The organism is Anabaenopsis elenkinii CCIBt3563 (genome assembly GCF_015245355.1).
Classification (GTDB): Bacteria; Cyanobacteriota; Cyanobacteriia; order Cyanobacteriales; family Nostocaceae; genus Anabaenopsis; species Anabaenopsis elenkinii.
This window is the reverse complement of record NZ_CP063311.1, coordinates 3407446-3434298: the sequence shown is the minus strand read 5'-3', so window position 1 is coordinate 3434298 and position 26853 is coordinate 3407446. Positions and strand designations below refer to the sequence as shown.

Below are 26853 nucleotides of genomic sequence, written 5' to 3'. Positions count from 1 at the left end.
ACTAAGACAAATTTGCTCATCAACATGAGAACAGGAAAGCTTTGTGACTTATACCTGGAGGTGAGTGACCCGCGGGTTTGAGTAGCGATCGCCTTTAGCAGGAGCGCTTCGCGATCGCATTCAGCTAGGGACCCTGGGCTGTCGTCTGACTGATTATTGCTTCGTCAATCAACTGTTTTACATTGTTTAATCCAGTCATAGCATACTGCCAATAACCATATTTGCCATCGGCATTAATAGCATTACACCATCTCATGGCTGCTGCTTTCTTAACATCTCGCAGTGGGTCCCATCCTTTTGTTTCCAGAATAAAATAACTCAATGTTGGTGTTTTAAACCTGATGATAAAGTCGGGAATATAATCGTGGTCTTCTCCATTATCAAAATAGGGAATTGCAAAACCTAAGCCGGCGTTTTTGACAAAAGCCCCTACAGCGGGATGGGTATCGATAATATATGCTGCTGTTTGCTCCCATTGCCAAGTATCTGCAACAACATAGTTAATATGAGAGTTAATTACCTCTCGCACTGGTTTACTTGTCCAGAAGTTAACATCATCTGTTGAACCATTCCCCCGATGTGCTTCATAAATTGGAACCTCCGGGGATTCCCCTGCGCCGGTGTCGGGATGAATAGCTTCTGTTAATTTCTCTATTACCCAACCATAGTAAGGAGAAACAAAAACATCTAATTTATCTGCTGGGGGAACCAGTACTACTTTTTCCGATATGTAGCGATCGCAAATTCTCCGTAATTGGGGAAATAGTATATGGGGAGGGGCTTCACACTTATCTGACTTGGCGTAGGTTACACTTAAATCTCTAGCTAAATCAAAGACTAATTCTTGTAACCTTTTATCTTTGCGGTATGGGTTCAGGTTCATACCTTCAAGTTTCCCAGGTCCGGTTAAACTTGATCTCCCTTGATTGTTGGGAATATTGGCTTTAACTTGTACTTCTGGCGCTATCTTAAACGGGTTAATTTCCAACTTGGCGATTACATCCCAATCTACAGTTACCTGATTGCGAATAGCTTGGGTGTAACCTTGGACTCTAGGAAATTCAATTCTGTACTGTGACTTACTAGCTATTGCATAAACGTGGTGGCGTTTTTCTGGTTTTCGCTTTGCGCCTAATGGGTTTTCTTTAAAAGGAATAACTTCAAAGGGTACACCAAATATTTTTGCCGTTTCTTCAGGGAACTTGTTATCCTCAGTTAAATCATAGTTACGTCTTCTTAATGCTCTCCCAATTACTTGTTCACACAGAAGTTGGGACATAAAAGGACGAATCCCAATCACATGAGTTACTGTGTTAGTATCCCATCCTTCCGTCAGCATACCTACTGAGATGATGCAACGAATATCACGCCCTGGCGGATGTAGAGGACGGTTTAATTTAGTGGCTAATTCTGGGAAATTTTCTGGATAAATGTTTCTACCTTGACTGTCCTTTGGCCATGCTATTTTACCAATGGTATCTAAGGTAAACCGCATCCATTTAGATTCATCAGATTTGGTGTTACCAGAGTCTAGTTCTTCAACCACCTTAGAATCAACACGAATTGTATTAATCTGTGTGTCTGTATTCCTTAAAGATTCAATCCTACAGGGTGAAACATTGACGGGTTGTTGATTCTCTGCTATCCATTCATAAATACACTTAGCTATTTTAGTATTTTTGCAAACAATAATAAAGACAGGGGGTCTAGGGTCGTCACTTTCTGCCCATTCTTGGCGTATTTCTTCCCATTGTCCCGCTAAAATTGCCATAGGATGTTGAGCATATTTTAAAACTGCTTCTGGTTTGGGATCTGCGCCTTTCTTCCCACGTTCTGATGTGGTCATTTTTTGCATAATCCATTTCCAGATATTGAAATATGCTAAATCTGAAACTTCTGCTCCTGTAGTATCTCTAATGGGTAATTGAGGAATTTTAACTAAGCCGGACTCAATAGCATCCATTAAACTAAAATCACTGACTACCCATGCAAATGGTTTATTACCATCTTGGCGAGCGGATTTGAGATAATAAGGTGTAGCAGATAAATCTACACAAAAATTAATCCCCCGATATTTATGAATGCGGTCTAAACCTTCAACCCAAATAGTGGCTTCTTTATCTTCATATTCAGCCCCTTCATCCTCCCCATCATTGTCCTTTTGATCTGCGACAATTCTATAAGCATGATGGGCTTCATCATTAAATACCAAAATATTACTTTTATTGCCAATGGCATCAGTTAAAATTCGTTTAATCCAAGCTGCATCACTTTCTAAATACCGAGTAGCTTTAACTTTAACAGAAATGACATTACCTTGTTTATCTTTATTTTCTTCAATTACTTGTAGTTGACCAATAGCAATTTGTTGTTGTAAACTTTCTAAAGTTAAGTATCTTGTGCCCCTAGCTGTTTCGTTTTTTGTGGCAATTTTAATAGTCTCTGTAGTAATTGTAGGTACACCTACTTTAACCACTTTTGCTGCATCATCTCCAGATGTACTAGGCGATCGCTTTTCAAAGATATGCCAATTAGTGACTAAAACTTTACCTTGTCTGAGTTTATCCATCAGGTTAGATGGTACAAGGTCACGGGTGCGATATAGGCTGGCTTCTGCGTTGTTAGGGTTTAATTCCTGAAGTCTGGCCTTGATGGTGACGTTAGGACAAACTATCAATATGATATCTGAAAAACGGGAATCAGAGCGATAATTAACTTTATTGAGAATTGACCAAGCTGCTAACATTCCCATGACAGTAGTTTTACCCGAACCAGTAGCCATTTTACAAGCATAACGGGTAAAGGCTTTGAGTGCGGTGTCAATGGGTTCATCTAAGGGTATATAAATACCTTGGAGAAAATCAGCCCTTGCTTCTCTCAAAAAAATGAGAGTTTCTACCGCTTCCCTTTGGGCGAAGAATAACCTTTTTTCCCTTCCGTCTCTGTTCCAATACTCTAATAGTTCTAAGGTGGTGCGGGTAACTCCTGGGTAGCGTTGCTGTCTCCAATCCTTAACCCTTTTCCTGATTTGATTAACTAGCACCATTTCAAAACCAGGAGCAAATTCATCAGCAGGGGAAGGCTTAAGAACTTTTCCTAAATTCCAATCTATATCAGCTGCAAGTGGGGGGTAAACAATAGCAGGGCGACGGCCTTGTTTTAACTGGGGTTCTTCACCTTCTCTGATAAACCAGTAGCGTAATGGTTCATCAAAGGGAGAATTTAGGATGGGTTCGTTGACTTCAGAGGACATGAATTATAAATGTTTTAATAGATTTTAAAACCAAGATGATCTTTTCTTATTTTCCGCATTTCTTATTTTTTGTATTTCTATAGCTGTCAACTCTGAAATGTCTTTTGTTTTCTTCATTAAATATTTTGTTCTGGTTAAGGATATTTTACCTATGATATCTTCATTGTCACTAGTGTTTCCATATCTTAATATTTCCGTCATAAAATATCTTTTCTCAAGATCATAATGCTTTTCATCATTGTAATAATAATCTGTGTTTGTACTCACTACCTCCCATCCAATCTTACCAAAACCATTTAAAACTTTATATACATTTTCACGAGAATATCTTTCTTCTCCCTCTCCAGAATCATGTGTAATAATAGTGATAACATTACCTATTTTTCTACGGTTGTTCTCAATTTCGTGGGTACTTTTTCGGATTGATGGGTACTGTATTGTGTCATCGATATATCCCAATAGTCCAATTAACCCGCCTTCTAACTGATATTGTGGCATTTCCCAGTTTATTTTTTCTGTGTCAGGGATAGAAATTATGTTTTCACAAATTAAGCAGTGACTATGTAATCCAGTCATATTATTTACCTTTACAAACTCTTAACTACCAATAACTCATTACCACGGTCATCAATCACCTTAACCGCAATTTGTTTATGTTCTCCAGCTGCAAAAGGTGCGCTGGTAGTTCCTGCTAGGTGTTCCCAAACAGTATCTTCATAACTACCTTTTAAGCCCTTCTTAATGCTATCCCACGCACTTGTCCGGGGGAAAAATCCCTGACGGACATAGAAACATAAACCGTTGTAATTTGTATCTAAAAACCACGCAGGTACATTCTTACCTTGCTGGTGGTTAACATCCATTGTTACGGGATCAAAGACATCTAACCCTAATAATTCAACTTGGTATTTACCCTCCTGATTTTGTGTAATTTCAATTTCTGGTAAACCGCAGACGCTAAATATTTGGGAACTTCTCATATTTTTGAGTAGGTCACCCATCAGTAAATCTGGTGTAGCTTGAATATAGGTGGCGGGTATACCTATTGCTGCTTGACAATTTTCTACTAATTGACGAGCGTTGGGAGTGATAGCAAACCCAATTACATAAAAATGACTGTAATTCTTGAGTTGTGCTTCTTTTGCTGATTCAAATACCGCTCTTTCTGAAATTGCGCCGTTTTCCGGTCCAAACAAAAAAGCTACTGGTTTATCATCTACCATTGCTTCACCAGAGAGATTTTGACTTCTAGCTGGTTGTCTAACACTGGTAAAGGTAACAGTTTTATTATCTGGTAAATGCAGTTTTGGAGACCTACGCAACACCTCTAACATCCGGTCGGTAAAAGAAGCTGTAGTATTAATTTCCACTGCTTCTGTTGCTGGTACTCCCTGATCTTCCATATCCGCTGGTGGGGGAATAGTTCCCTCCAGGGTAAAGGGACTGGAGACCCGCACGGTGTTTTTATCTTCTTCGGGACGGTCAACTAAAATTTCTTCTTGAGGTGGTTCATTATTAGCAATACTCTTGAGGGTGATATGTGGGACAATTCCCCCAATTTCTTCGCCTTTACTGTTCCGTTTACGTTTGTAGATAAACCCCCCTGCGGGTGAATTACCATCTTGGAGTTGATACCAGGGGAAGGTTGCAGTTAGGAGACGTTGACGAGCTAGGGCTAAAGGGACTCGACTCACGTCGCAGGTGATCCACCGTCGTCCCCATTGTTCAGCAACATAAGCAGTAGTACCGCTTCCGCAGGTGGGATCTAGTACAAGGTCGCCGGGGTCGGTGGTCATGAGGAGACAGCGTTGTATTACTTTTGTATCTGTTTGAACTACGTATATTTTTTCTGTTGAAAAACTAGAAATAGTATCATTCCATGTATCAGTAATTGTTGTACAAGGAAAATCTGTCCAGTAATTAATAAACCATAAAGTTTGTCCTGTACTTTCTAATCTTTTTGCTTTTAATAAATTTTGCAACCCTTCTCTATTTGTACCCCACCATCTTTTCCCAGAATTATAAATTCTGCCTTCAAATTCAAAATCATATTTACTACCAGGACCAGGTTTAGTTATATCAAAATGTCGATAACGTTTCCAAGATTCTGGTATAGGCTGATATCCTTCTAATTCTGGTTTTGTTAAACGGCGTTTAGTTCCATCAGCCATTTCCACCCTATAGTATACTTTTAATTCTTCATTTTTTAAAGACCTGGGTTCAAAAATTCTATAATATTTTTGTTTGTTAATTTCTTTTGCATACCACAGTAGATAATTTTTATTTCCCGGTAATTTTCTAGGATGAGTCCCTCCAATAGTTGTGACGAAATTAATCATCCCTGAAAAATTATCTGAACCAAAAACCTCATCCATCAATTCCCTCACATGATGGACATTCTCATCACTAATCTGGACAAAAATACTACCGCTATCAGTTAATAACTCCCTAGCCAATAACAACCTATCTCTTAAATAAGTCAAGTAACTATGTAACCCTAATTCCCAGGTATCGCGATAAGCTTGAACCATTTCCGGTTCACGGGTGAGGTCATCATCATCATTATGTTTAACATCCCGCTTTCTGACAAAAGGCTGAAAATTGCTACCAAACTTGACACCATAGGGCGGGTCCATATAAATCATCTGCACTTGACCCCCCAAACCCTCATACTGTAATAGTGAGTTCATTACTATTAGGGAGTCACCTAAAATCATCCGGTTTACCCAGTCCCCCTGATATTCGTAGGCTTTGAGGATTTGGTCAGTAATAGACCATTGGGGGTCACTGAATAAATCAAATAAAGGTAAATTGTTAGTACCTATTTTATGACTTCTCAGGGTTTCAATAATTGCTCTGGTTGATATACGTTCATGGATAAATAAAGGTAATGTTGGTACATCAAAAGATAACCGTTCAGCTTTACCAGTCCAGTTGAGGAAAGGTTGACTCATGGATTTGAGTTTATCCAATGACTCTTGAGCCTTATATACTTGTTGTGTCAGCTGTTCTTTGATTTCCTTGACTGTTTTCTTACCTTCAGGATCTAAACTAGATTCAATATGATTTAACTTCTCTAACTGTACTGAAAGTTCAGTTAAGTAATTACTAATAGTATTTATTTCCGCTTCTGCTTGTTCCCTAGAGGGGTTATCATCCCATTCCAAAGAAGGTGACAAAGAGGAATCATAGCGATAGGTTACTGGGGGCTTTTTCTTCTGAAAGTGAGACTCAGTACCAATATCTGGCCTTAAAGGATGCTCATGAGAGTGAGCGTAAGTTTTAGCTTCCTTTGATTTCCCGCTTTGTTGCTGTTTGGACATAATAAATACTGAGAGCCAATATGTTATTATAGTAACTGTCACTACTGCTTCAGTTACTTATTTAATAAATCTTTACCGCTTACCGCCCATATCATTTACCGTCATCAAGCCTAAATGATATAGGTGAACATCTATTCCTTGGATATGAGTAAATTATATTTGGTGCTATTTTATACGTAATGCCGGTAATTCAAAAAGTGAGTAATTTTCAGATATTTTGAGATTTTCTGCCGTAATTTCAACTTCTGTATTATACTAACGTCTTTGCACTCTGGCAATAATGTTTACTTTAAAAACCTTTGCATCTATCTTTAGATAGATTTAGGGGTGAGAGGCCAGGGGGAGTTTATGATAAGAATAAAGTTGTGACTGGTATTTAAAATTTTTTAGAATGAAAGTGTTAATTACTTAATTAACTATGCCAGCGAAAGATTTATACCATGATAGGGTAAAAACCGCATTAATAAAAGACGGTTGGACTATTACGGATGATCCGTACTTTATTAAATATGAGGATGCTGAACTCTACGCCGATTTAGCAGCGGAAAAACCTCTGTCCGCAGAACGTCAAGGACAAAAGATTGTTGTAGAAATCAAGAGTTTTGTGGGTAAGTCGCTGATGTACGATTTTCATAGTGCTTTAGAGGATGTTTGGAAAGTGTTAAACAGGTAATTTTTATATTAGGGAACAGGGAACAGGGAACAGGGAATAGGGAATAGGGAATAGGGAGGAGGGAGCAGGGAATGGGGGATAGGGAATAGGGAATGGGGAATGGGGAATGGGGAATGGGGAACGCACAAAAAACAATAAAATCCAGTTCCCTCCCCTTACAAGGGGAGGGTTAGGGTGGGGTGAAACAATAGTTGGTACACTAATCATACCTTTTAAAACATCCTCTTAGGTCAATACATGGTTTATCGTAAACTTATTCAACTAACTGAACCAGAATATAAACTATATTTGGCCGTTGATGATGTTGTTTATGGAGAGTTTTTTCAACGAAAATCTGTACAAGCAGTAAGTAATGAAAATCACCTGATGTTAATAGTTGTAGATATGGAAAAGGAGGAAATTCAGCAGTGGATAAGCTAGAAAAATACCGTGAGGCGATTCAGAAAGTATTGACTGAATATTATGAAATGACTAAGAATCAAGATAGAGAAAATAGGGAAATTGAAGCAAGCGATCGCTTGGCTTTTGATGAAGCAAGGGATCAATATCTTTGGTTTCGGTTTGGCTGGGATGATAAAAAGCTAGTCCAGCATATCATCATGTATTTATGTATTAAAAATGACAAAATTTGGGTAGAAGAAGACGCAACAAATTTATGTGTTGTTGACGACTTATTATCAGCGGGAATACCCCAAAGTGATATTGTTTTAGGCTTTCATCATCCTAGTAAACGGGGTTTGACAGAATTTGCTACCACTTGAGGAGGAGGAGGAGTTAGGCTTTTATAAGCCACGGGTTGGGGTGTGAGTTGATTAATTTCGTTCCAAGCTAGGGATCTGCCTAATTGTTAAGATAATCAAATACATAACCTTACTCGCGATCGCGCCAGCGCTGCTCAGGGCGATCGCAGAAAATTACTAAAATTACTAGTTTCCCTATTTCCGGGGGTGAGATGTGGGAACGGTCCACCAAGCTAAAGCATAGGGTTGGGTGGCTTGATGGGACTGTTGACGAAAGTGGACACGGATTTTATAATTACCAGTGGTGGGAACTGGGCAAAAAATATGCTCTACACTGTCGATTTCACTGACTGAGGCACAAATAACCCCAGCATTGGGATTTTTTTGATCATCCTCCGAGATTAAATAGAGGTCAAGGTTATTCAAACCGCGATCGCTGAAAGTTTCACCCAGATCATATTGATTGTTCTTATTAGTATCATTTAGTTCTACCAAGCGATTCCAACTCAGAGTAATACTCACAAAGCTACCTTGTTTTAAAGGTTTTCCCAGTCGATAATCAACAGTATTTCCCCCATCCACAGAGCCATAATTCCAACCAATCGCCGGTACTCTCTGGGATGGTCTCCATTGACCGGCGCTAAACTGCTGATAAGCGCGAAAAGTATTTAAATGACCAGTTCCCATTTGAGGATCTAAAGGAATTTGAGAGTCATGATACGCATCGGAATCCAGCCAATCTTGATTTTGTTTATCAATCAGAGTCCGAGTCATACCCAGATGTAAGCCATTACCCTGATCTTGAATTTTATCGGCTGAATTTAACAAAACAGCTTTCATCACTTCATGACGGCGAGCATCAATAGTCCAATTAGGTTTTCTGTTGAGTATTTGTCGGTCACCGAATTCCTGTAACAGAGCTACACTTGCGGTTACCTTAGGAGCGGCAAAACTTGTACCTGTAACCTTATTTAAGCTACCATCTGGATTTAAAATAGGAATATTGCTTCCCGGAGCTACCAAACCGATAGAAGCACGACCATCAATATTAAATTCCCTACCAGCTAACCGAGCATTAACCTCCTTACTACCAGCCAGATTAGAAACATCTACCTTATCAAAAATACGTCCCCTGATAGATGAAAAAGCAACGTTGATACCATTAAAGTTATCAGTAGGAATAGAAATTCCTCCTTTGCCTTGATTACCGGCGATGGTATACAAAACATTATGAACACGACTAGACCAGTCAAGACATAAAGTTAGTAAAGCATTACCATCTAACACAGGATTAGCACGGGGATCGCGGGCTAGAGGTTCGCCAAAACTAAAATTAATAGCGCGGACATCGCGACCATTTTGGAGGGCGATATGTTGCGCCGTTAAACACTGTTCTGGTTGTGCCATATGTCTAGTCGAACCCACAGCAGAAGAATATAATCGCGCCCGTGGTGCGACTCCTGGTAGAGCCTTATCTCGACTCACCATGATTCCAGCTACATTGTAAGCGTGGGAGTCAACACCACTGTTAGATTTAGCGGGAGAGTCCCGTAAAAAGACTCCGGCCAATGATATGGGAGAATTTTCAGATACAGCTTTATCCCAACCAAATATACCAGGGCGGCCAATTTCCACCTGACCAATAGCAATCTTGCGCCCCAGTAAGTTATAAGGTGGTTGATGTAATTTTAGAGCATCAATGCCATGAGAGCCTAAACTGCTTTGTAAAGCTGAAGCCAGTACGGGCGCACCCACAAAAGAAGCACTCAGTCCCCAAATCATCCACCTTAGTTTTCTGCCCATTGTTTAATGCTAATTAACTTAATGCTGATTAACTGTTTGTAACTATTCCAAGAAACTTTTCTGAGCATCCCTGTTGAATAATTCTCGAGTAATATATATTTTATATTCCAGAATTGGCAGCATGGCAGGAAATTAATTTATCAGCATTTTAACAAATTTTGTTAAAATGCTTACAGAAGAGAACGCTTAAAAACCCACGAACCATGACCAAAAAACCATCTCAAAAGCCTATTGTGATATCTCCGTCCATCTTATCAGCCGATTTTAGTCGTCTGGGCGACGAAATTAGGGCTGTGGATGCTGCTGGCGCTGATTGGATTCATGTTGACGTAATGGACGGCCGTTTTGTACCTAACATTACCATAGGTCCTCTGGTTGTGGAGGCGATTCGCCCAGTAACAACCAAACCCCTGGATGTCCACTTGATGATTGTGGAACCAGAGAAATATGTAGAAGATTTTGCCAAAGCAGGGGCTGATATTATTTCTGTGCATTGTGAGCATAATGCTTCACCCCACCTGCACAGAACTTTGGGACAAATCAGAGAACTAGGAAAGCAAGCAGGAGTTGTACTCAACCCAGGAACCCCTTTAGAACTGATTGAAAATGTTCTAGACCTGTGTGATTTGGTGCTAATCATGAGCGTTAACCCTGGCTTTGGTGGTCAAAGCTTTATCCCCACTGTATTACCTAAAATTCGCAAATTGCGCCAAATGTGTGATGAACGTGGTCTTGACCCCTGGATTGAGGTAGATGGCGGACTTAAGGCTAATAATACTTGGCAAGTTTTAGAAGCGGGAGCCAATGCTATTGTTGCTGGTTCAGCTGTATTTAAAGCCAGTGATTACGCCGAAGCTGTGTCATCTATTCGTAACAGTAAGCGTCCTGAGCCACAATTGGCAACAGTTTAATTAGATGTGATCAATATAACTATCTCCCGAATTTAATTCGGGAGATTTTATTTGCGACTACCTAACCATTTAGCCGCTGCAATCCCAATCAGTCCGGCGACAATGGGATTACTGAGAAATTTCATAATGGCTGGTTGTTCTGCTAAGACATCGCGGAAAATATCGGGATGACTATGATAGGCGAAGGATGCAATTTTACTCACATCATCAGCAGTCATGCGGTTAGGGTTACGAGTGGAAAGATTTAATTGTTGTTCTAAACGTCTTTCGTCTAAACCTCTAGATTTAAATTCTTTAAAAAACTCCCTAGCGACATCATCCCGTTCATTGGGTTTGATTTGGGCGATCGCCTGTTGTAATTCTGGCTCCATTTGGCTAGAAGGGATTGTTTGGGTATTGACAGATCTACCCAACAGCTGACGACGTTGGTTAGGTGTAGTCCGCTGGGCAAAATCATCAAAGTTATCATAGGAAACATCATCAAGAGATTCTACATTCCCCTCAGACAAATCTCTGAGAATTTGTTTTCTGTACTCTTCGCTACTGGTCACCTGACTTACTCCTGATTTAATTAGCTGTACTGGATTTGATTAGTCGCTCTATCATATTTAGTCGTCAGAATTAACCGTTTATCTGGGCCATAGACAAAAATAGTTAAGTTTTGAGCGGGGAAGTTTTTCCGAAAACCTTGAACTAAAGATTTTGCTAAAGGTTGTACTTCCTGGGGTTTTACCTGAGGGGAAATGACCACACCCAGCTGATTATTGTCTCTGACATAAGCATCCTCAATTAATCCCTGAGATGTTTCTACAACCCAGTCACCAAAACTTTGTCCAGTTGGGGTATTACCTCTTTCTAGCTGTGCATAAGTTAGGTCACTACCTATTGATGGGGTAGTAGTGCGGTCAGCTTCTGTGACGGTAGGACTACCACAAGCACTAGTTATTGTTAACACTAAAACTAATATGAAAGCGATCGCAATTTTGCGCCCCTGCTCCAGCAGATTCATTGTTTACCTCTCATAGTCAAATATTGACAACGCAACTGTAGTTAATTAACTCTCAGGTATAATTGTCACTCATCAAAATTGATATAAATTTTCTCCAAATTAAACTAAAAATAATTGGACTTGACCATGAGATTGCCAAATATTTTTAATTACCTCTATAATCTAGGCGCTGGCTTTGACTACCATCTTCTGCCATAGGTTATATTAAATATCTGTATAAAAAGAGTGAGTACAAAAGTAAGTTTATCCCTTAAGATTTTCGTAGATAAAAAAAAACGGTTATTTGAGATAACCGGATAATGCTATTAATTAGAATTACTTTCAGAACTAATCTAGAAAACCCATGAGCACAGGTGAGTCATCAATAAGATTTGACGCTGTTGGACGATTACCAAAAGAACTGTAATTATTGGCAATTACTAATGTACTCGCAGCAATGGGACGAATACCAGATAGGTTGATGGTGTCAACAACTTCAAATGTCTGAGCAGCGATGGGACGAATTCCCATAATATTCACTGTATCAGCAACAGCCAATGTACTGATGCCAATGGGACGGATTCCAGAAATTTTAACTGTTCCAGCAATTTGTAAATCACTGCTTCCTATGGGACGGACTCCCGCAATAGCTAGTTTCCCTTCCTCTTTCTGTACTGGTAAATCCGAGTCTTTTTCGACTTTTTCGGTACTCAAATTAGTATCCTGTTTATTTTCAACTGCCACTGTCTTTTCTCCCTTCAGCTTGGTATCCTGGTGTTGAGCATCGGTTTCTCCCTCAGTGCTACTAATACTCATAAACGGATACGTCTAGTTTATTAACTGAATTTTACAATAATTAAGGAAAAATGATTTTTCCCTCCTCATCAAGAGTGTAACCTGAAATAACCTAGTCATGATATTAGTATGTTTGACAGTGTTACATAAGTAAATTTAAATTGTGAGGGAAGTGTAAATTTTTGTAAAATAGTATTGCTATTTAGTAATTTGATGATCTCCTGAGTTGAGCAAGGGAGCAACAGTATGGTTAACATGATATATCATATTTTATGACAGGATTTTCTCTGCAAGCTCCTTTTATTCCCACAGGAGACCAACCCCAAGCGATCGCCCAACTGAGCGCCAGTATCGCTGCTGATAACCGTTACCAAACCTTACTAGGAGCCACAGGTACAGGTAAAACATTTTCCATAGCCGCAGTGATTGAAAAAGTGGGTAAGCCTACCTTAGTAATGGCACATAATAAAACCCTGGCGGCACAACTGTGTAATGAATTGCGAGAATTCTTTCCTGATAACGCAGTGGAGTATTTTGTCAGCTACTACGATTATTATCAACCAGAGGCCTATATTCCCGTTACTGATACCTATATTGAAAAAACATCCTCGATTAATGATGAAATCGATATGTTGCGCCACTCCGCCACGCGATCGCTCTTTGAAAGGCGTGATGTAATTGTAGTTGCGTCCATTAGCTGTATCTACGGTTTAGGTATTCCCGCAGAATATCTCAAAGCCGCCATCCCCTTGCGCATAGGTATGGAAGTAAACCAGCGGCACATTTTACGCGATTTAGCAACAGTACAGTATAGTCGCAATGATGTAGAAATGGGTCGGGGACGTTTTCGCGTCCGGGGAGATGTCTTAGAAATTGGCCCAGCCTATGAAGACAGAATTATTCGGGTAGAATTCTTTGGGGACGAAATCGACGCCATTAGATATATTGACCCGGTGACCGGTGAAATTATCCGCAGTTTAGAAACCGTGAATATCTACCCAGCGCGTCACTTTGTCACCCCAGAAGAACGCCTAGAAGCAGCTTGTGATGATATTGCAGCGGAGTTAAAGCAGCACAAAGACCAATTAGAACAAGGGGGGAAACTCTTAGAAGCACAACGCATAGACCAGCGCACACGCTACGACCTGGAAATGTTGCAACAAGTAGGTTATTGTAACGGGGTTGAGAACTATTCGCGTCACTTAGCAGGGAGAAAGGCGGGAGAACCCCCAGAATGTTTAATCGATTATTTTCCCAAAGATTGGTTATTAGTCATAGATGAATCACACGTTACCGTACCACAAATTCGCGGTATGTATAACGGCGACCAAGCTAGGAAAAAAGTATTAATTGACCATGGGTTTCGTCTTCCTAGTGCTGCTGATAACCGACCCTTACAAGCAGAAGAATTTTGGCAAAAAGTGAATCAATGTATTTTTGTTTCCGCCACCCCAGGAAATTGGGAGTTAGAAGTATCTCAGGGTCATATTGCTGAACAAGTAATTAGACCGACTGGGGTAGTTGACCCGGAAATTTTTGTACGCCCCACAGCAGGACAAGTTGATGATTTATTAGGGGAAATTAAAGACAGAGTAGAACGCCAAGAAAGGGTGTTGATTACCACCTTAACTAAAAAAATGGCGGAGGATTTGACCGAGTATCTCCAGGAGCAAAGTATCCGGGTGCGCTATTTGCATTCAGAGATTAATTCTATTGAGCGTATAGAGATTTTACAAGATTTGCGCGGGGGTAATTTTGATGTTTTGGTGGGGGTAAACTTGCTGCGGGAAGGTTTGGATTTACCGGAGGTCTCCTTAGTTGCAATTATGGATGCTGATAAAGAGGGCTTTTTACGAGCTGAACGTTCCTTAATTCAAACCATTGGGAGAGCAGCGCGTCACGTCAGGGGACAGGCGATTTTATACGCCGACCGTCTCACAGATAGTATGGTTAAGGCTATGGAAGAAACAGACAGAAGGCGGGGTATTCAAATTGCATATAACCGGATGCACGGTATTACACCCCAATCCATTGTTAAAAAGTCAAGTAATGCCATTTTATCATTTTTAGAAGTTTCTCGCCGGTTGAATGGTAATGATTTAAAAGTGGTAGATGAACATATAGATGAATTACCCTTAGAACAGATTCCAGAGTTGATTGGGAAGTTAGAAGAACAGATGAAAGCAGCAGCCAAGAAATTGGAATTTGAAGAGGCGGCAAAATTTCGCGATCGCATTAAAAATTTACGGGATAAAATGCTGGGAAGTTAAGTTTTGCTTATGGGTGAAGGCATGACCCCTATTGATGATTAAGTATCATACTAGTAAACCCGCCCGTAATCCTAAAATGTAGGCATGACAAGATTTTGAGTACTGGTTATGAAAATTAAAGTATTAATTTGGCAGGAAGATGGTGTTTGGTGCGGTTCTGTACCTGCTTTACCTGGTTGTCACACTTGGGGGGACAGCTACGAACATCTACTAGAAATGCTTGAAGATGCTGTTCAAGGTTGGTTAGATGTTGCTAGTGACCGAGAGGCGACTGAAGCAGAAAAGCAATTGGTTGAGCTATCTCTATGAAATCTGTTTCAGGTAAGAAACTTTGCCAGGTTGTGGAACGATATGGCTGGGAGCTAAAACGAATTACCGGTAGCCATTACATTTATGGAAAAAAGGATGTTGAAGTCATCCTTTCCATTCCAGTTCATAGTAATCGTGATTTGCCAAAAGGAACTTTAAAAAGCATTTTGAAGGATGCTGGAATTAGTGAGGAAGATTTGGAGTAACAATAATCACCAAGGATAAATTTTATGTATCGCATTAAACATTTACGAGATAAAATGCTGGGAAGGAATTAATTTACTGCCATAATATTCTTGATATGGTCAGCTAACCTCATGGCTAAAGCAACAATGGTGAGTGTAGGATTAGCAAAACCTCCTGTAGGAAACACAGAGCTACTGGCGATGAATAGGTTAGAAATACCATGGACTTGGCAATTTCTATCAACAACACCCTGTTTCGGGTCATCATGCATCCTTGTTGTTCCCATGTGATGATGTAAACCAGGATGGATTAATTTTGGTAAATTGCCATCTCGTTCAAGTAACTCACCAATGCCAGCCAGAGCAATTTCTTGTCGTAAAATATCTTGGGTTCTATTGATGTGCTCAATATCAATTTCATTCCAACGCCAGTGTAACTTTACTCGTTGACGACCGAGGCGATCGCGATCGCCAGTGAGTGTTATACGATTCTCAGGGTCGGGTACCTGTTCAGCTATTTGTAGAAGGGTAAAACCGGCAAATCGTCTTTCTTTATCTGGAATATAAGACCAACCACTCCAAGCCAAACTAGGAATAAAGGGTTCCTGCTTGATAATTGCTCCGTAAGCAGCAGGTAAAATATAGTCAAGACCAAAAACAATATTTTTTAAGTGTTTGAGAATATCTTGACGTACTTGTGGTTTATGTATTGATAACAGCAATGTTTTCAGGGAATTTGCTGCTTTTAACTGATGTAGTTTGGGAATAGGAAACATTAATGTACTAACATTTAGTAATTTTTGATGCCGCATACATTCTTCTGTCAAAGTTAACTTACCCATGACTGGAATGTTATTAACCCGCCGTAAATCATATAAAGCTGTTTTGTGAAAAATCTGTGGATTATTAGGAATTAATTTACCCCCATGAACTAAAGAATGATCCATAAAGAATCTCCCTACTAGATCATTTTGATTACCTAAACCAGTTGTTTGCACTTTATTTGATAGTAATAATAAACGTGCCGCTTCTATACCACCTGTTGCTAGTATAGTAAATTTGGCACGTACCCAGAATTCTTTTCCAGATAAACAAGCCACCCTTAAACGAGTTACATTTGTGGCTGTTTCATCTGTCTCAATTTCCACTAGGCTAGCATTGAGATATGTGGTAATATTTCTGGCTTGCTGAATTACTTCACGGGAATCATGGGTAAATACAGCACGAGGCCCAAACTGAAACATATTAGTAGTTACATTCCCAGAAAATGGCAAACAAGGAGTTTGAGCCTCTTCCCAGTCCTGAGCATCATAACTAAAAGTTCCCAGTTGGCAAAGTTGATGAGCGCGTTTATAAAAAGGATCAAGATGAGATTTATCAAAAGGCCAACCACTGTAAGGTAGCCAATCACGCTTTTCAAAGTCTATTTTATCTAATGGTGCATACCTAACACCAATGACATTATTACCTAGGCGAATTTTCCAAAAGTTAGCCGTACCGCCGAACTGAAAACAACGCTGACTTTCTAAGGTTTCAAAATGATTATTAACACTTTCACCTAAAGTAAGTGATTGAGTATTACGATCAAAATTTAATCCACCAGTTTCTAATAAAATAACCCGAAAATCTGTTCCAGCTAATTCACGCGCTAAAGTAATACCTGCTGGACCAGATCCAACAATACAAACTTCAGTTTCCAGAGTTTCATCTTGGGGTAATTTGCGTGCATCAATTAACATTTTTAGATAAGTATCTCTAATCAAAATATGTCTTGTTCAAAAAGGTCATTTGAAGGATTCTTTTCATTGTTTCCTTTGTTGAATTAGATTGAATATGGCACAACTTTAGAGGATGTGCAACATTTAAATATTATGAATTTTTCAGGTTAAAATTGGGTAACCCTGTCAATAGAAAGGCTAAGAGGATGAGGGTGGGTAAATTCCATAAGTGATGGTACACGCAACCATTATCACATTTCTCAACTTCTTCAAGCCCGTAGATAATGCTCTAACTGGTGGCTCTTGTGAAGTGTATATTGTAGATATCAAGCTACAGATATAACCAGGGAAAAAATACTTTTATCCCGATGTGGTGGTGACTAGCGGGAGACTAACGAGAAGCTGTTACAATTTCAGGTATAAAGAGATAAATAGTGGGTTAAGTCAACCCTAACCCACCTAACAGACTAGATTATTAAACAACTACAAAATTAACCAACTTTCCGGGAACCACAATCACCTTTTTAATTTCCTTACCCTCAGTGTAACGCTGCACAACTTCCGACTCACGGGCGTATCTTTCTAACTCCGCCTTATCAGCTTGTGCGGGGACGGGAATATCTGCACGTTTTTTACCGTTAATCTGAATTACCAAAGTAATTTCCTCAGCTACCAAAGCCCCAGGGTCACAAGATGGCCAAGTTTGAGTGTGGATAGAACCACTATTACCCAAGGACTGCCACAATTCCTCAGCAATGTGGGGGGCAAAAGGAGCTAACATGATCACTAAAGTTTGAACTCCCTCAGCATAAATAGGGGAATTTTTGCACTCAGCATCAGTGAGAGCATTACTTAACTTCATCAATTCCGAAACAGCGGTATTGAATTGATATTCATCTTCTAAATCTTCCGTCACCCCTTGAATAGCGGTGTGAATAGCGCGCCGTAATTCCTTTTCTGGCTTAGTTAAATTAGAAAGTTCTGCCTTTTTGCGGGATACCCCAGCGGTAGCATAATCTGTGACCAAGCGCCATACCCGATTTAAAAAGCGAAATTGTCCTTCTACATCCGCTTCGTCCCACTCCAAATCCTTTTCTGGGGGTGCTTTGAACAGGATAAACATCCGCGCCGTATCCACACCATACTTACTAATCACATCTTCCGGTGCTACACCATTACCCTTAGACTTAGACATAGTGGCATAGAGGCGTTGTAATGGTTCACCTGTTTGGGGGTCGCGGGGGTCTGCTGGGTTGACCAGATGAGAAGATACCCATTTATCTTTACCGCTTTTATTGGGGTTCATATAAGTTAAACCCTGTACCATACCCTGAGTCAACAACCGGGCGAAGGGTTCATCAAAGTTAAGTAAACCTCTATCCCGCAGCACCTTAGTAAAGAAACGGGAATATAACAAGTGTAAAATAGCGTGTTCAATACCACCCACATACTGATCTACAGGCATCCAGTCATTAGTTTTAGCGGGGTCAAAAACTTGTTCTGTATTCTGAGCATCGGGATAGCGTAGGAAATACCAAGAAGAATCAATAAAGGTATCCATGGTATCGGTTTCTCGCCGAGCGGGAGTACCGCAACTAGGACAGGGAACATTGACCCAGCTTTCCAACTGAGTCAAAGGTGAACCCCCACGCCCGGTTAATTCTACCTCTTCTGGTAACCTGACTGGTAAATCCTCATCGGGGACTGGTACTATGCCACAATTGGGACAGTGAATAACTGGTATAGGTGCGCCCCAGTAGCGTTGTCGGGAAATTAACCAATCTCGCAGGCGGTATTGTATTCGCAGTTTACCAAAATTTTCTGACTCAGCATATTTAATGATTGCCTCTTTGGCATCTGTGGAACTCATACCGGTGAAAGACCCGGAATTAATTAAAATTCCTGGCTCAGTATATGCCTGATTGTATTCAATATTAATAACTTTGGTGATTTCATCTGTGGGTGATGTGGGGGTTAAGTCAAAATCTGCCACATCATCGGGGGAAGCAATGACAAACTCAATGGGTAAATTATAAACACGGGCAAATTTAAAATCTCGCACATCATGAGCAGGTACACCCATAACTGCCCCGGTACCATATTCATACAGTACGTAATCTGCGATCCAAATGGGTACTTGTTCCCCAGTAAAGGGGTTGATGACTTGGCCACCAGTGGGGATACCCCGCTTGGGTTTGTCTTCAGCAGTCCGTTCTAACTCGCTTTGCTGGGAAACTTCTTGAATAAATGCTTCTACAGCTGGTTTTTGCTCCGGGGTTGTGACTACCTGGGTTAAAGGGTGTTCTGGCGCTAATACTACATAGCTGACACCATAAACTGTATCTGGGCGTGTGGTGTAGACAGCCACCTTTTCATCCTTTCCCACCACGGGAAATTCTAAATAAGCGCCTGTAGACTTACCAATCCAATTAGCTTGCATTAACTTGACCCGTTCTGGCCAACCTGTTAACTTATCTAAATCGTTGAGTAATTCTTCGGCATAGTCGGTAATCTTTAAAAACCACTGGCGCAATAGTTTTCGCTCAACTTTTGCCCCACTGCGCCAAGAACGACCTTCGCTATCAACTTGCTCGTTAGCTACCACAGTTTGGTCTACGGGGTCCCAGTTTACTGCTGCTTCTTTTTGATATGCTAACCCAGCTTGCCAGAATTGCAAGAAAATCCACTGCGTCCACTTGTAATAATCTGGTGAACAGGTAGCAACTTCCCTGTCCCAGTCGATAGACAAACCCAAACGCTTTAATTGCTGTCGCATTTGAGCAATGTTTTGATAAGTCCACTTGGCTGGTGGTACTCCCCTGTCAATGGCGGCGTTTTCTGCTGGTAAACCAAAGGCGTCCCAACCCATGGGGTGCAGTACCCTATATCCTTGCATTCGCTTGAGGCGTGCAATTACATCTGTTATAGTATAATTACGGACATGACCCATGTGGAGGCTGCCCGATGGATAGGGGAACATGGAAAGAGCATAGAATTTTGGCACTTTAGTATTTGCAGGTGTCTGATCTAAGCCAAGTTCTGCCCATGTTTGTTGCCATTTTTCCTCAATGTCTGCTGGGTTATATCGGGAATCCACCAAAATTCTCCTACGGGACTATAATCGTGTTTGCTTCAATATTATAGATGCTAGGCAATGTTACAGGGATTCAAAATCAGCTGTAAACCCGGCAAAGGTGGTACACTCTTCTTGAAAAGCTTCGGCATCGCTGACATCTTCTATTTTATATGCCATGATTCTTGTCCCATCTGGCATTTTTTTGGAAGAAATACACTCCCCTTGATATTTATCTGATATGGTTTTGAAGTTCGCGCCGTGTTGTTTCCAAGCGTCACCGGAACAAGTTACATTTACCCGCCACATAATTTCTCTCATTTACTAGCTATTAATACTTATTATCTCACATGGGCGGCACATATTTTTGAGGTTTACCGTTACGCAGATTTGATTCTAGGGGTATCTATTAGAGGATGTTTGATAAGTCATGATTAGTGTATCAACTATTGTTTCACCCCACCCTCTCCTTGCAAGGGTAGGTTTTTAATATGATCTGTGAAGGCAAGACTAGGAAGACAAGGAAGGAAAGTGGACAAGGAAGATTTTATACGGACAATGGTCTTTTAAGGGGCTATTTTTCTTACTAAAAATACAGACTTTGTACTGTTTTTCTCCCTTGTCACCTTGTCCACCTTGTCCACCTTGTCTTGTCCTTGTAAGGGGAGGGAACTGGATTTTATTATTTCGGTGTGTTCCCCAATGCTTACCAATGCTTACCAATCCTTCGGTGTGTTCCCTGTTCCCTGTTCCCTGTTCCCTAATATAAAAATTACCTGTTTGATAATTTCCAAACATCCTCTTAGGTATGAGATGCTTTAGTCGTAAATTATCAGGATTTTCTATCTTTGGGATGTGTTTATTTTTATAACTATCTTCCACAATGCACATAGAGGATGTTGTTTGTGTCATTCATCTTTGTGATTTAAATAGGAAAGGTTAAAAATGTCGAAGAATGTTAAGGAGCAAATTACCATCGATTTGCAACAGGTGAAAGAAACTGGACAGTTAAGAACTCAGCGGATTCGCGAAATTGTCAAATCTGCTGTTTCTCAGCTAAGTTCGGAATTAAAAGCAGGTTCTAGTGATATTCGTTATCTGGTAAAAGATGCGGTTTCTGCTGTGGTGGAAAACTTTCAACACAGGGGGGCGGAAATTAAGGAAGATGTCACAGCTTGCATTGAGGGGGCGTTGGAAGGGGTTAATAGCAAACGACATGAGGCGATTGTCAAAACTCAGGGAGAAGTCAAGAAGCTACAAGCACAATTGGATAGTGAAGAGGAACAAATTCAGCAAGAAGTTGACGGTATTTTAACGGAAATTGCCGAAACTAGCCAGGATAAAACTGAGGATACTAAAAATGCGATCGCTTCTGCTATTAATACCATTAAAGATAGTGAGGAGGTAGCTTTACTCAAGAAACGTTATGCGCAATTGCAAGCTCAATTAGCTATTGTCCGGGCGAATTTAGCTGCGCGTTATGGCGGACGGGATGGTGAGGTTAAGGATTATCTAGATGAGGCAAAACAGTGGTACGATCAGGCTCGTCCCCAAGCTGAGGCTATGGCGACACAAGTGGAAGAAAAGCGATCGCACCTAGAAGATCAATTAGGTCAAGCTGGTGCGGCGATCGCCAAAAAGGAGCATCAAATTAAACAAACTTTACGGGAGTTGTTGCTATCAGCTGCTGATATTTTTAAAGATGAGACACCTACTGAGCAACGCCAGGAACTAACTCGTAAGTAGCCTTGACCAGTAGTCTTGACCAATGTTAACAGAAATAAATTTATTTATCAGCAAAAAATTAGGGTGGTTACTGACAGTAACCACCCTATTTACGACAGACGTTCATCTTAATAACTACGTCTTTGTTCATTTATTTGTTGTTCATGTTTAGCAATTACCCAAACTGCATGGATGCTACCGGGAAGCCAGCCTAAAAGTGTGAGTAAAATGTTAATTAACAAAGTTGGACCAGCGCCAACTGTGAGAAACACACCCACAGGAGGAAGGAATAAACCTAAAAGTAAGCGACTGATTTTCATGATTTGGCAATCTTATTTTATTTAATCAGGTTTTTGAGGAAATGGTGTATGGTACTCATCTTGAGGGTAATTCCCCTTCCCTACTAACACCAGTACTGTTTAACACAGGATATCTTTCAGCTAAATATTTATTAATGAAGGTATTAGCAAAAGATAAAATTACAGGACCCAGAAAAAAGGCGAGAACTCCCCGGACTGCGAACCCTGGAACTATTACCCCAGCTAATAAGAAACAAAAACCGTTAACTACTAGGGAAAATGCTCCGAAGGTGAGGAAGTTCAGGGGTAAAGATAAAGCAGCAAGGATTGGTTTAATGGAACTGTTGATCAAACCAATGACTACACCAGCAATCATAGCTGCTGGAAAATTAGCAATATTTACACCGGGTACAACTAAATCGACAATTAACAAGCTCAAGGCTGTGGCTATGACCGTTAAAAGTGTTCCCCACATTGTTTTTACCTAAAAATAACAGATGGATTCTTGACGATTCCTGGTATTATTTTCAGATAAATACTGATATTTTCCATCTTGAATAAGACGGATTATGTTTCTACCATTAGGTTGAGAGTGTCTTTGTTGACGACAAAGACACTAACAGAGCTTTATTGCTTAACAGCTTTCATCGATAAACTAATACGGTGCAACTTTTCGTTAACTTCCAATACCCGCACCTTTACAACTTGTCCCACTTTAACCACTTTCTGGATATCATCGACAAATCTATCAGCTAGTTGGGAAATATGCACTAAACCATCTTGATGTACGCCAATATCCACAAAAGCGCCAAAGTTAGCCACATTGGTGACTATTCCTTCTAATTCCATCCCTACCTGTAAATGACTAATTTCTGTAATTCCTTCTCTAAAGGTGGCGTATTTAAATTCGGCGCGGGGGTCTCTACCTGGCTTCTCTAGTTCCCTGATTATATCCCTGAGTGTAGGTTCCCCAATGCCGTCGGTGACGTATTTCTTCAGGTTGGTTTTTTTCAGCTTTGCTGCAATTTCTGTAATCTGATTTAAGGGTATATCCAAATCAGCGGCGATCGCCAGCACCACAGGGTAACTTTCGGGATGGACTGCGGTATTATCTAAAGGGTTATCACCGCCACGAATCCGCAGAAAACCCGCAGCTTGTTCAAACGCCTTGGGTCCCAACTTCGCCACCTTTAATAATTGTCTGCGGTTCTTAAAGGCTCCATGCTCGTTGCGATAGGTGACAATGTTATTGGCTACTGTGGCTGTAATTCCCGAAACAAAAGTTAACAGTTCCTTAGACGCGGTGTTTAAGTCCACCCCCACATAATTAACGCAACTTTCCACAGTTTCATCAAGTTTCTTTTTCAGCAACTTTTGATCAACATCATGTTGATATTGTCCCACACCGATAGATTTAGGGTCAATTTTTACGAGTTCCGCCAGGGGGTCCTGTAACCGGCGACCGATACTAATAGCACCGCGCACGGTAATATCTAAATCGGGAAACTCTTCTAATGCCACTTTACTGGCAGAATATATTGATGCTCCCGATTCATTAACCATAACTTTAATGGGTTTGGGGTCTATATCTTGTAAAACCTGGTTCACAAACTCATCTGTTTCCCGGGAAGCTGTACCGTTACCGATCGCAATTAACTTGATTTGATATTGTGTAATTAAATTTTTGAGAGTTTGTACAGCTTTATCCCGTTGTGCTGACCCTTGGTGAGGAAACACCGCCTGGTATGCTAAAAATTTTCCCGTTTCGTCAAGTACCACAACTTTACACCCGGTTCTAAAACCTGGGTCAATGGCCAGTGTGGGTTTCATTCCCGCAGGTGCTGATAACAGCAACTCTCGCAGGTTGGCTTCAAAGGTTTTAATTGATTCTATATCTGCGTAGGTTTTTTTCTGGGAAATCACCTCACCCATAATGGAGGTTTTCATCAGCCGATTAAATGCGTCTTTGACCATGGCTTGATAAAATTCCCGAATTATGGGATTTTTGGTTTTAATTTCCCTTACTTCTAGATACTTGAGTACAATATCTTCATCAAAAGCAATTTCATAATTTAAGATTCCCTCCGCCTCACCGCGACACAAAGCCAGGAGGTTATGGGGGGCAATATTTTTTACCCCCATCTGATAGTTGCGGTACATCTCAAACTTGGTTGTACCTTCGGGATAATCTTTCTTGATCTGAGAGATAAATACCCCTTTGTCCAGAAAATAATCACGCAGATATGCCCTTAATTCCGCTTTTTCTGCCACCTCTTCCGCTAAAATGTCAGCCGCGCCCTTGAGTGCTTCCTGTGGTGTTTTCACCTCCTGAGTCTGAGAAACATACTGCATTGCTGCTGTTTCTAGTGATGTAGTGGGACTTTGAGGGAGATTGAGAGATTTAATCAACTCCGCTAAAGGTTCTAAACCCTTTTCCCTGGCAATGGTAGCACGGGTGCGCCTTTTTGGTCGATAGGGTAGGTATAAATCCTCTAATTCGGTTTTTTGTAAGCAGGATGTAATTTTGGCTTTGAGTTCTTCTGTGAGTTTACCTTGTTGGGCGATCGCATGGAGAATTACCCCCTTACGTTCTGCTAACTCTGTTAAATAAGCATAGCGCTCAAACAAGTCCCGCAGTTGCACCTCATTCATTTCCCCAGTGCGCTCCTTGCGGTAACGTGCGATAAAAGGAACAGTAGCACCTTCGGCTAACAGTTCCAAGGCGTTTTGGATTTGTTCAGGTTTGAGGTTTAATTCAGTCGCCAGTAGTTGAGGAATATTCAGCATAAGGTGTTTAACTTAAGAAATGTTGCTCCTCCTAAAATGTAATAGATATCTGCGCAAAATAATGTTTGACAACGCATATTTATTTTTTGGAGATGTCAATATTACCTTAACCGCCAAATTTTGATAGTCTTGTCATAACTCCCACTAGCTAGGGTTTGACCATCGGGGCTGAATCCTACAGACCTCACCCAGTCAGAATGTCCGGTGAGGGTCTGGCGAACCTTACCTGTCCTCAGATCCCACAGTTTGATAGTGTTGTCCCAACTCCCACTAGCTAGGGTTTGACCATCCGGGCTAAATGCTACAGACCAAACCGAGTTAGAATGTCCGGTGAGGGTGCGGCGAACCTTACCTGTCCTCAGATCCCACAGTTTGATAGTGTTGTCCCAACTCCCACTAGCTAGGGTTTGACCATCCGGGCTAAATGCTACAGACCAAACCGAGTTAGAATGTCCGGTGAGGGTGCGGCGAACCTTACCTGTCCTCACATCCCACAGTTTGATAGTCTTGTCCCGACTCCCACTAGCTAGGGTTTGACGATCCGGGCTAAATGCTACAGACAAAACCCAGTCAGAATGACCGGTGAGGGTGTGGCGAACCTTACCTGTCTTCACATCCCACAGTTTGATAGTCTTGTCATAACTCCCACTAGCTAGGGTTTGACCATCGGGGCTAAATGCTACAGAATAAACCGAGCCAGAATGTCCAGTGAGGGTGTGGCGAACCTTACCCGTCTTTACATCCCACAGTTTAATAGTCTTGTCCCCACTTCCACTAGCTAGGGTTTGACCATCCGGGCTAAATGCTACAGACAAAACCGAGCCAGAATGTCCTCTGAGGGTGTAACGGAGCTTACCTGTCTTCACATCCCACAGTTTGATAGTCTTGTCCCAACTCCCACTAGCTAGGGTTTGACCATCCGGGCTAAATGCTACAGACAAAACCCAGTGAGAATGACCGGTGAGGGTTGTGTGTAGACAGGGGGTATGAGGTGCTGGAGTTCTTCCCTCTTCCCTGGAAGGGACAGGGGAAAAAACAGGACTCAAAACATTCATCACCTCTTCCACAGACTGATAACGCAGCTTGGGTACAGGATTTGCTAACTTTTCCAAAATCTGACCCAACTCATCACTAACAACATTCCCATTCAAGAAATCTCGCCACACCCATTGTGCATTCATCGGATCATATAAATGAAAGGGGCTAACTCCTGTTAATAAATGCAGACAGGTGACACCTAAACTATATAAATCACTGATAAATATGGCTCTCCCCATAGACTGCTCAGGGGCGCAATATTCCGCTGACCCGATAATTGTCCCTGTAGCTGTGCGTTGTTTGGGTTGTACCACCTTCGCAGCGCCAAAGTCTACTAAAAATAACTTGTTGTCACTACTGCGGCGAATGATATTCTCTGGTTTAATATCTCTGTGAATTACCTGCTGACTGTGGACAAACTTGAATATCTGCAACAGTTCTATTAACAATCCTCTTATTTGCTGTTCTGAAAACACCCCGGTTTGATCTAATTCACCTTGTAGGGTTTCCCCTTTGACAAACTCCTGAACCAAATATTGACGATGATCGGCGGTGAAATAAGCCATTAATTCGGGAATTTGGGGATGTTTACCCAGTTGTTCTAAACGTTCTGCTTCTTGTGCAAATAATTGGGAAGCCTTTTCTATACTGTCTGTCCCCTGGGCTTGGGGGAGGAATTGCTTAATGACACAATAGGGTTTTGAGGGTTTATCTTCGTCAATGGCTAGAAATGTCCGACCAAAACCCCCTTGTCCTAAAACTGAGTGGGGGCTATACCTTTCTCGCAGGAGTAACTTGTTACCACACTTTTGGCAATATTGGCAGGTATCCAGGTTAAGGTGGAGACACTCCGGGTTAAGACATTGACGCATAGATTCACACCATGGGCTGGTTATTTATGGCTCAGAAAAATTATACAAAAAAATATACATCATCTTTGCTATGATATATCTGGTTATCAAA

General features: G+C 40.9%; 22 protein-coding genes and 1 pseudogene. 8 read left to right on the top strand and 15 right to left on the bottom strand.

Annotation, left to right across the window (positions count from 1 at the left end):
* Window positions 1-124 precede the first annotated feature (124 nt).
* Genes IM676_RS14940 through IM676_RS14930 form a run of 3 tightly spaced genes read right to left on the bottom strand, consistent with a single transcriptional unit; the run spans window position 125 to window position 6576 of the window.
* Window positions 125-3253: a BPTD_3080 family restriction endonuclease gene (locus IM676_RS14940; RefSeq protein WP_200987623.1), complete on the bottom strand. Its 3129-nt coding sequence runs from the start codon at window positions 3251-3253 to the stop codon at window positions 125-127.
* A 24-nt stretch (window positions 3254-3277) separates the two neighbouring features.
* A complete protein-coding gene (locus IM676_RS14935) occupies window positions 3278-3829 on the bottom strand; it encodes a hypothetical protein (RefSeq protein ID WP_200987622.1) in 552 nt (183 codons plus the stop codon).
* An 11-nt stretch (window positions 3830-3840) separates the two neighbouring features.
* Window positions 3841-6576: a site-specific DNA-methyltransferase gene (locus tag IM676_RS14930; RefSeq protein WP_200987621.1), complete on the bottom strand. Its 2736-nt coding sequence runs from the start codon at window positions 6574-6576 to the stop codon at window positions 3841-3843.
* A 418-nt stretch (window positions 6577-6994) separates the two neighbouring features.
* Here IM676_RS14930 and IM676_RS14925 point away from each other — a divergent pair.
* The 3 genes and pseudogenes from IM676_RS14925 to IM676_RS14915 form a co-directional block, all read left to right on the top strand.
* A pseudogene (locus tag IM676_RS14925) lies at window positions 6995-7219 on the top strand (element excision factor XisH family protein); the annotation flags it as partial.
* 267 nt (window positions 7220-7486) lie between these two features.
* A complete protein-coding gene (locus IM676_RS14920) occupies window positions 7487-7669 on the top strand; it encodes an element excision factor XisH family protein (protein ID WP_225880377.1) in 183 nt (60 codons plus the stop codon).
* The gene (locus IM676_RS14915) at window positions 7657-8010 is read left to right on the top strand and encodes a XisI protein (RefSeq protein ID WP_200987620.1); all 354 of its coding nucleotides are present in this window, start codon (window positions 7657-7659) and stop codon (window positions 8008-8010) included. The genes IM676_RS14920 and IM676_RS14915 overlap by 13 nt, the downstream gene beginning before the upstream one ends.
* Window positions 8011-8184: 174 nt before the next feature.
* On the opposite strand, the gene IM676_RS14910 is transcribed toward IM676_RS14915, so the two are convergent.
* Window positions 8185-9792 (bottom strand): S8 family serine peptidase, encoded by a 1608-nt coding sequence (locus IM676_RS14910; RefSeq protein WP_200987619.1) that lies wholly within the window; start codon window positions 9790-9792, stop codon window positions 8185-8187.
* A 203-nt stretch (window positions 9793-9995) separates the two neighbouring features.
* Between IM676_RS14910 and rpe the strand changes: the two genes are divergently transcribed.
* Window positions 9996-10703, top strand: a complete 708-nt coding sequence (gene rpe / locus IM676_RS14905) for a ribulose-phosphate 3-epimerase (protein WP_200987618.1) — start codon at window positions 9996-9998, stop codon at window positions 10701-10703.
* A 47-nt stretch (window positions 10704-10750) separates the two neighbouring features.
* Here the strand turns inward: rpe and IM676_RS14900 are convergent, their stop codons facing one another.
* From IM676_RS14900 to IM676_RS14890, 3 genes are all read right to left on the bottom strand, one after another.
* Entirely contained in the window at window positions 10751-11254 is a 504-nt protein-coding gene (locus IM676_RS14900; protein WP_200987617.1) for a hypothetical protein, read from the bottom strand.
* A 20-nt stretch (window positions 11255-11274) separates the two neighbouring features.
* Window positions 11275-11712 carry a hypothetical protein gene (locus IM676_RS14895; protein ID WP_200987616.1) on the bottom strand — a complete coding sequence of 146 codons (438 nt, stop codon included), beginning with the start codon at window positions 11710-11712 and terminating at the stop codon, window positions 11275-11277.
* A gap of 327 nt (window positions 11713-12039) precedes the next feature.
* Window positions 12040-12507 carry a hypothetical protein gene (locus IM676_RS14890; RefSeq protein ID WP_200987615.1) on the bottom strand — a complete coding sequence of 156 codons (468 nt, stop codon included), beginning with the start codon at window positions 12505-12507 and terminating at the stop codon, window positions 12040-12042.
* Window positions 12508-12758: 251 nt separating this feature from the next.
* On the opposite strand from IM676_RS14890, the gene uvrB reads away from it, so the two are divergent.
* From uvrB to IM676_RS14875, 3 genes are all read left to right on the top strand, one after another.
* Window positions 12759-14756, top strand: coding sequence for an excinuclease ABC subunit UvrB (gene uvrB / locus IM676_RS14885; RefSeq protein ID WP_200987614.1), 1998 nt, complete (start codon window positions 12759-12761; stop codon window positions 14754-14756).
* Between the two features lie 108 nt (window positions 14757-14864).
* Window positions 14865-15065: a type II toxin-antitoxin system HicB family antitoxin gene (locus IM676_RS14880; RefSeq protein WP_200987613.1), complete on the top strand. Its 201-nt coding sequence runs from the start codon at window positions 14865-14867 to the stop codon at window positions 15063-15065.
* Window positions 15062-15271: a type II toxin-antitoxin system HicA family toxin gene (locus IM676_RS14875; RefSeq protein ID WP_200987612.1), complete on the top strand. Its 210-nt coding sequence runs from the start codon at window positions 15062-15064 to the stop codon at window positions 15269-15271. Before IM676_RS14880 ends, IM676_RS14875 begins: the two co-directional genes overlap by 4 nt.
* 68 nt (window positions 15272-15339) lie before the next feature.
* Here the strand turns inward: IM676_RS14875 and IM676_RS14870 are convergent, their stop codons facing one another.
* The 4 genes from IM676_RS14870 to IM676_RS14855 all read right to left on the bottom strand — a co-directional run bounded on the left by IM676_RS14870 (window position 15340) and on the right by IM676_RS14855 (window position 20953).
* On the bottom strand, window positions 15340-16989 hold the full coding sequence (locus IM676_RS14870) for a GMC oxidoreductase (protein ID WP_200987611.1): 1650 nt from the start codon (window positions 16987-16989) through the stop codon (window positions 15340-15342).
* 454 nt (window positions 16990-17443) lie between these two features.
* Window positions 17444-20065: a leucine--tRNA ligase gene (gene leuS / locus IM676_RS14865; RefSeq protein ID WP_200987610.1), complete on the bottom strand. Its 2622-nt coding sequence runs from the start codon at window positions 20063-20065 to the stop codon at window positions 17444-17446.
* 60 nt (window positions 20066-20125) lie between these two features.
* Window positions 20126-20350, bottom strand: coding sequence for a hypothetical protein (locus IM676_RS14860; protein ID WP_200990231.1), 225 nt, complete (start codon window positions 20348-20350; stop codon window positions 20126-20128).
* 201 nt (window positions 20351-20551) lie between these two features.
* The gene (locus IM676_RS14855; protein ID WP_200987609.1) at window positions 20552-20953 is read right to left on the bottom strand and encodes a hypothetical protein; all 402 of its coding nucleotides are present in this window, start codon (window positions 20951-20953) and stop codon (window positions 20552-20554) included.
* 33 nt (window positions 20954-20986) lie between these two features.
* On the opposite strand from IM676_RS14855, the gene IM676_RS14850 reads away from it, so the two are divergent.
* Window positions 20987-21787, top strand: a complete 801-nt coding sequence (locus IM676_RS14850; RefSeq protein ID WP_200987608.1) for a histidine kinase — start codon at window positions 20987-20989, stop codon at window positions 21785-21787.
* A gap of 107 nt (window positions 21788-21894) precedes the next feature.
* Here the strand turns inward: IM676_RS14850 and IM676_RS14845 are convergent, their stop codons facing one another.
* The 4 genes from IM676_RS14845 to IM676_RS14830 all read right to left on the bottom strand — a co-directional run bounded on the left by IM676_RS14845 (window position 21895) and on the right by IM676_RS14830 (window position 26762).
* Window positions 21895-22086, bottom strand: a complete 192-nt coding sequence (locus IM676_RS14845) for a YqaE/Pmp3 family membrane protein (RefSeq protein WP_200987607.1) — start codon at window positions 22084-22086, stop codon at window positions 21895-21897.
* 55 nt (window positions 22087-22141) lie between these two features.
* Window positions 22142-22540 (bottom strand): phage holin family protein, encoded by a 399-nt coding sequence (locus IM676_RS14840; protein ID WP_200987606.1) that lies wholly within the window; start codon window positions 22538-22540, stop codon window positions 22142-22144.
* Window positions 22541-22692: 152 nt separating this feature from the next.
* Complete coding sequence (locus IM676_RS14835) at window positions 22693-24852, bottom strand: Tex family protein (protein ID WP_200987605.1); 2160 nt, start codon at window positions 24850-24852, stop codon at window positions 22693-22695.
* A gap of 101 nt (window positions 24853-24953) precedes the next feature.
* A complete protein-coding gene (locus IM676_RS14830) occupies window positions 24954-26762 on the bottom strand; it encodes a serine/threonine-protein kinase (RefSeq protein WP_200987604.1) in 1809 nt (602 codons plus the stop codon).
* Window positions 26763-26853 lie beyond the last annotated feature (91 nt).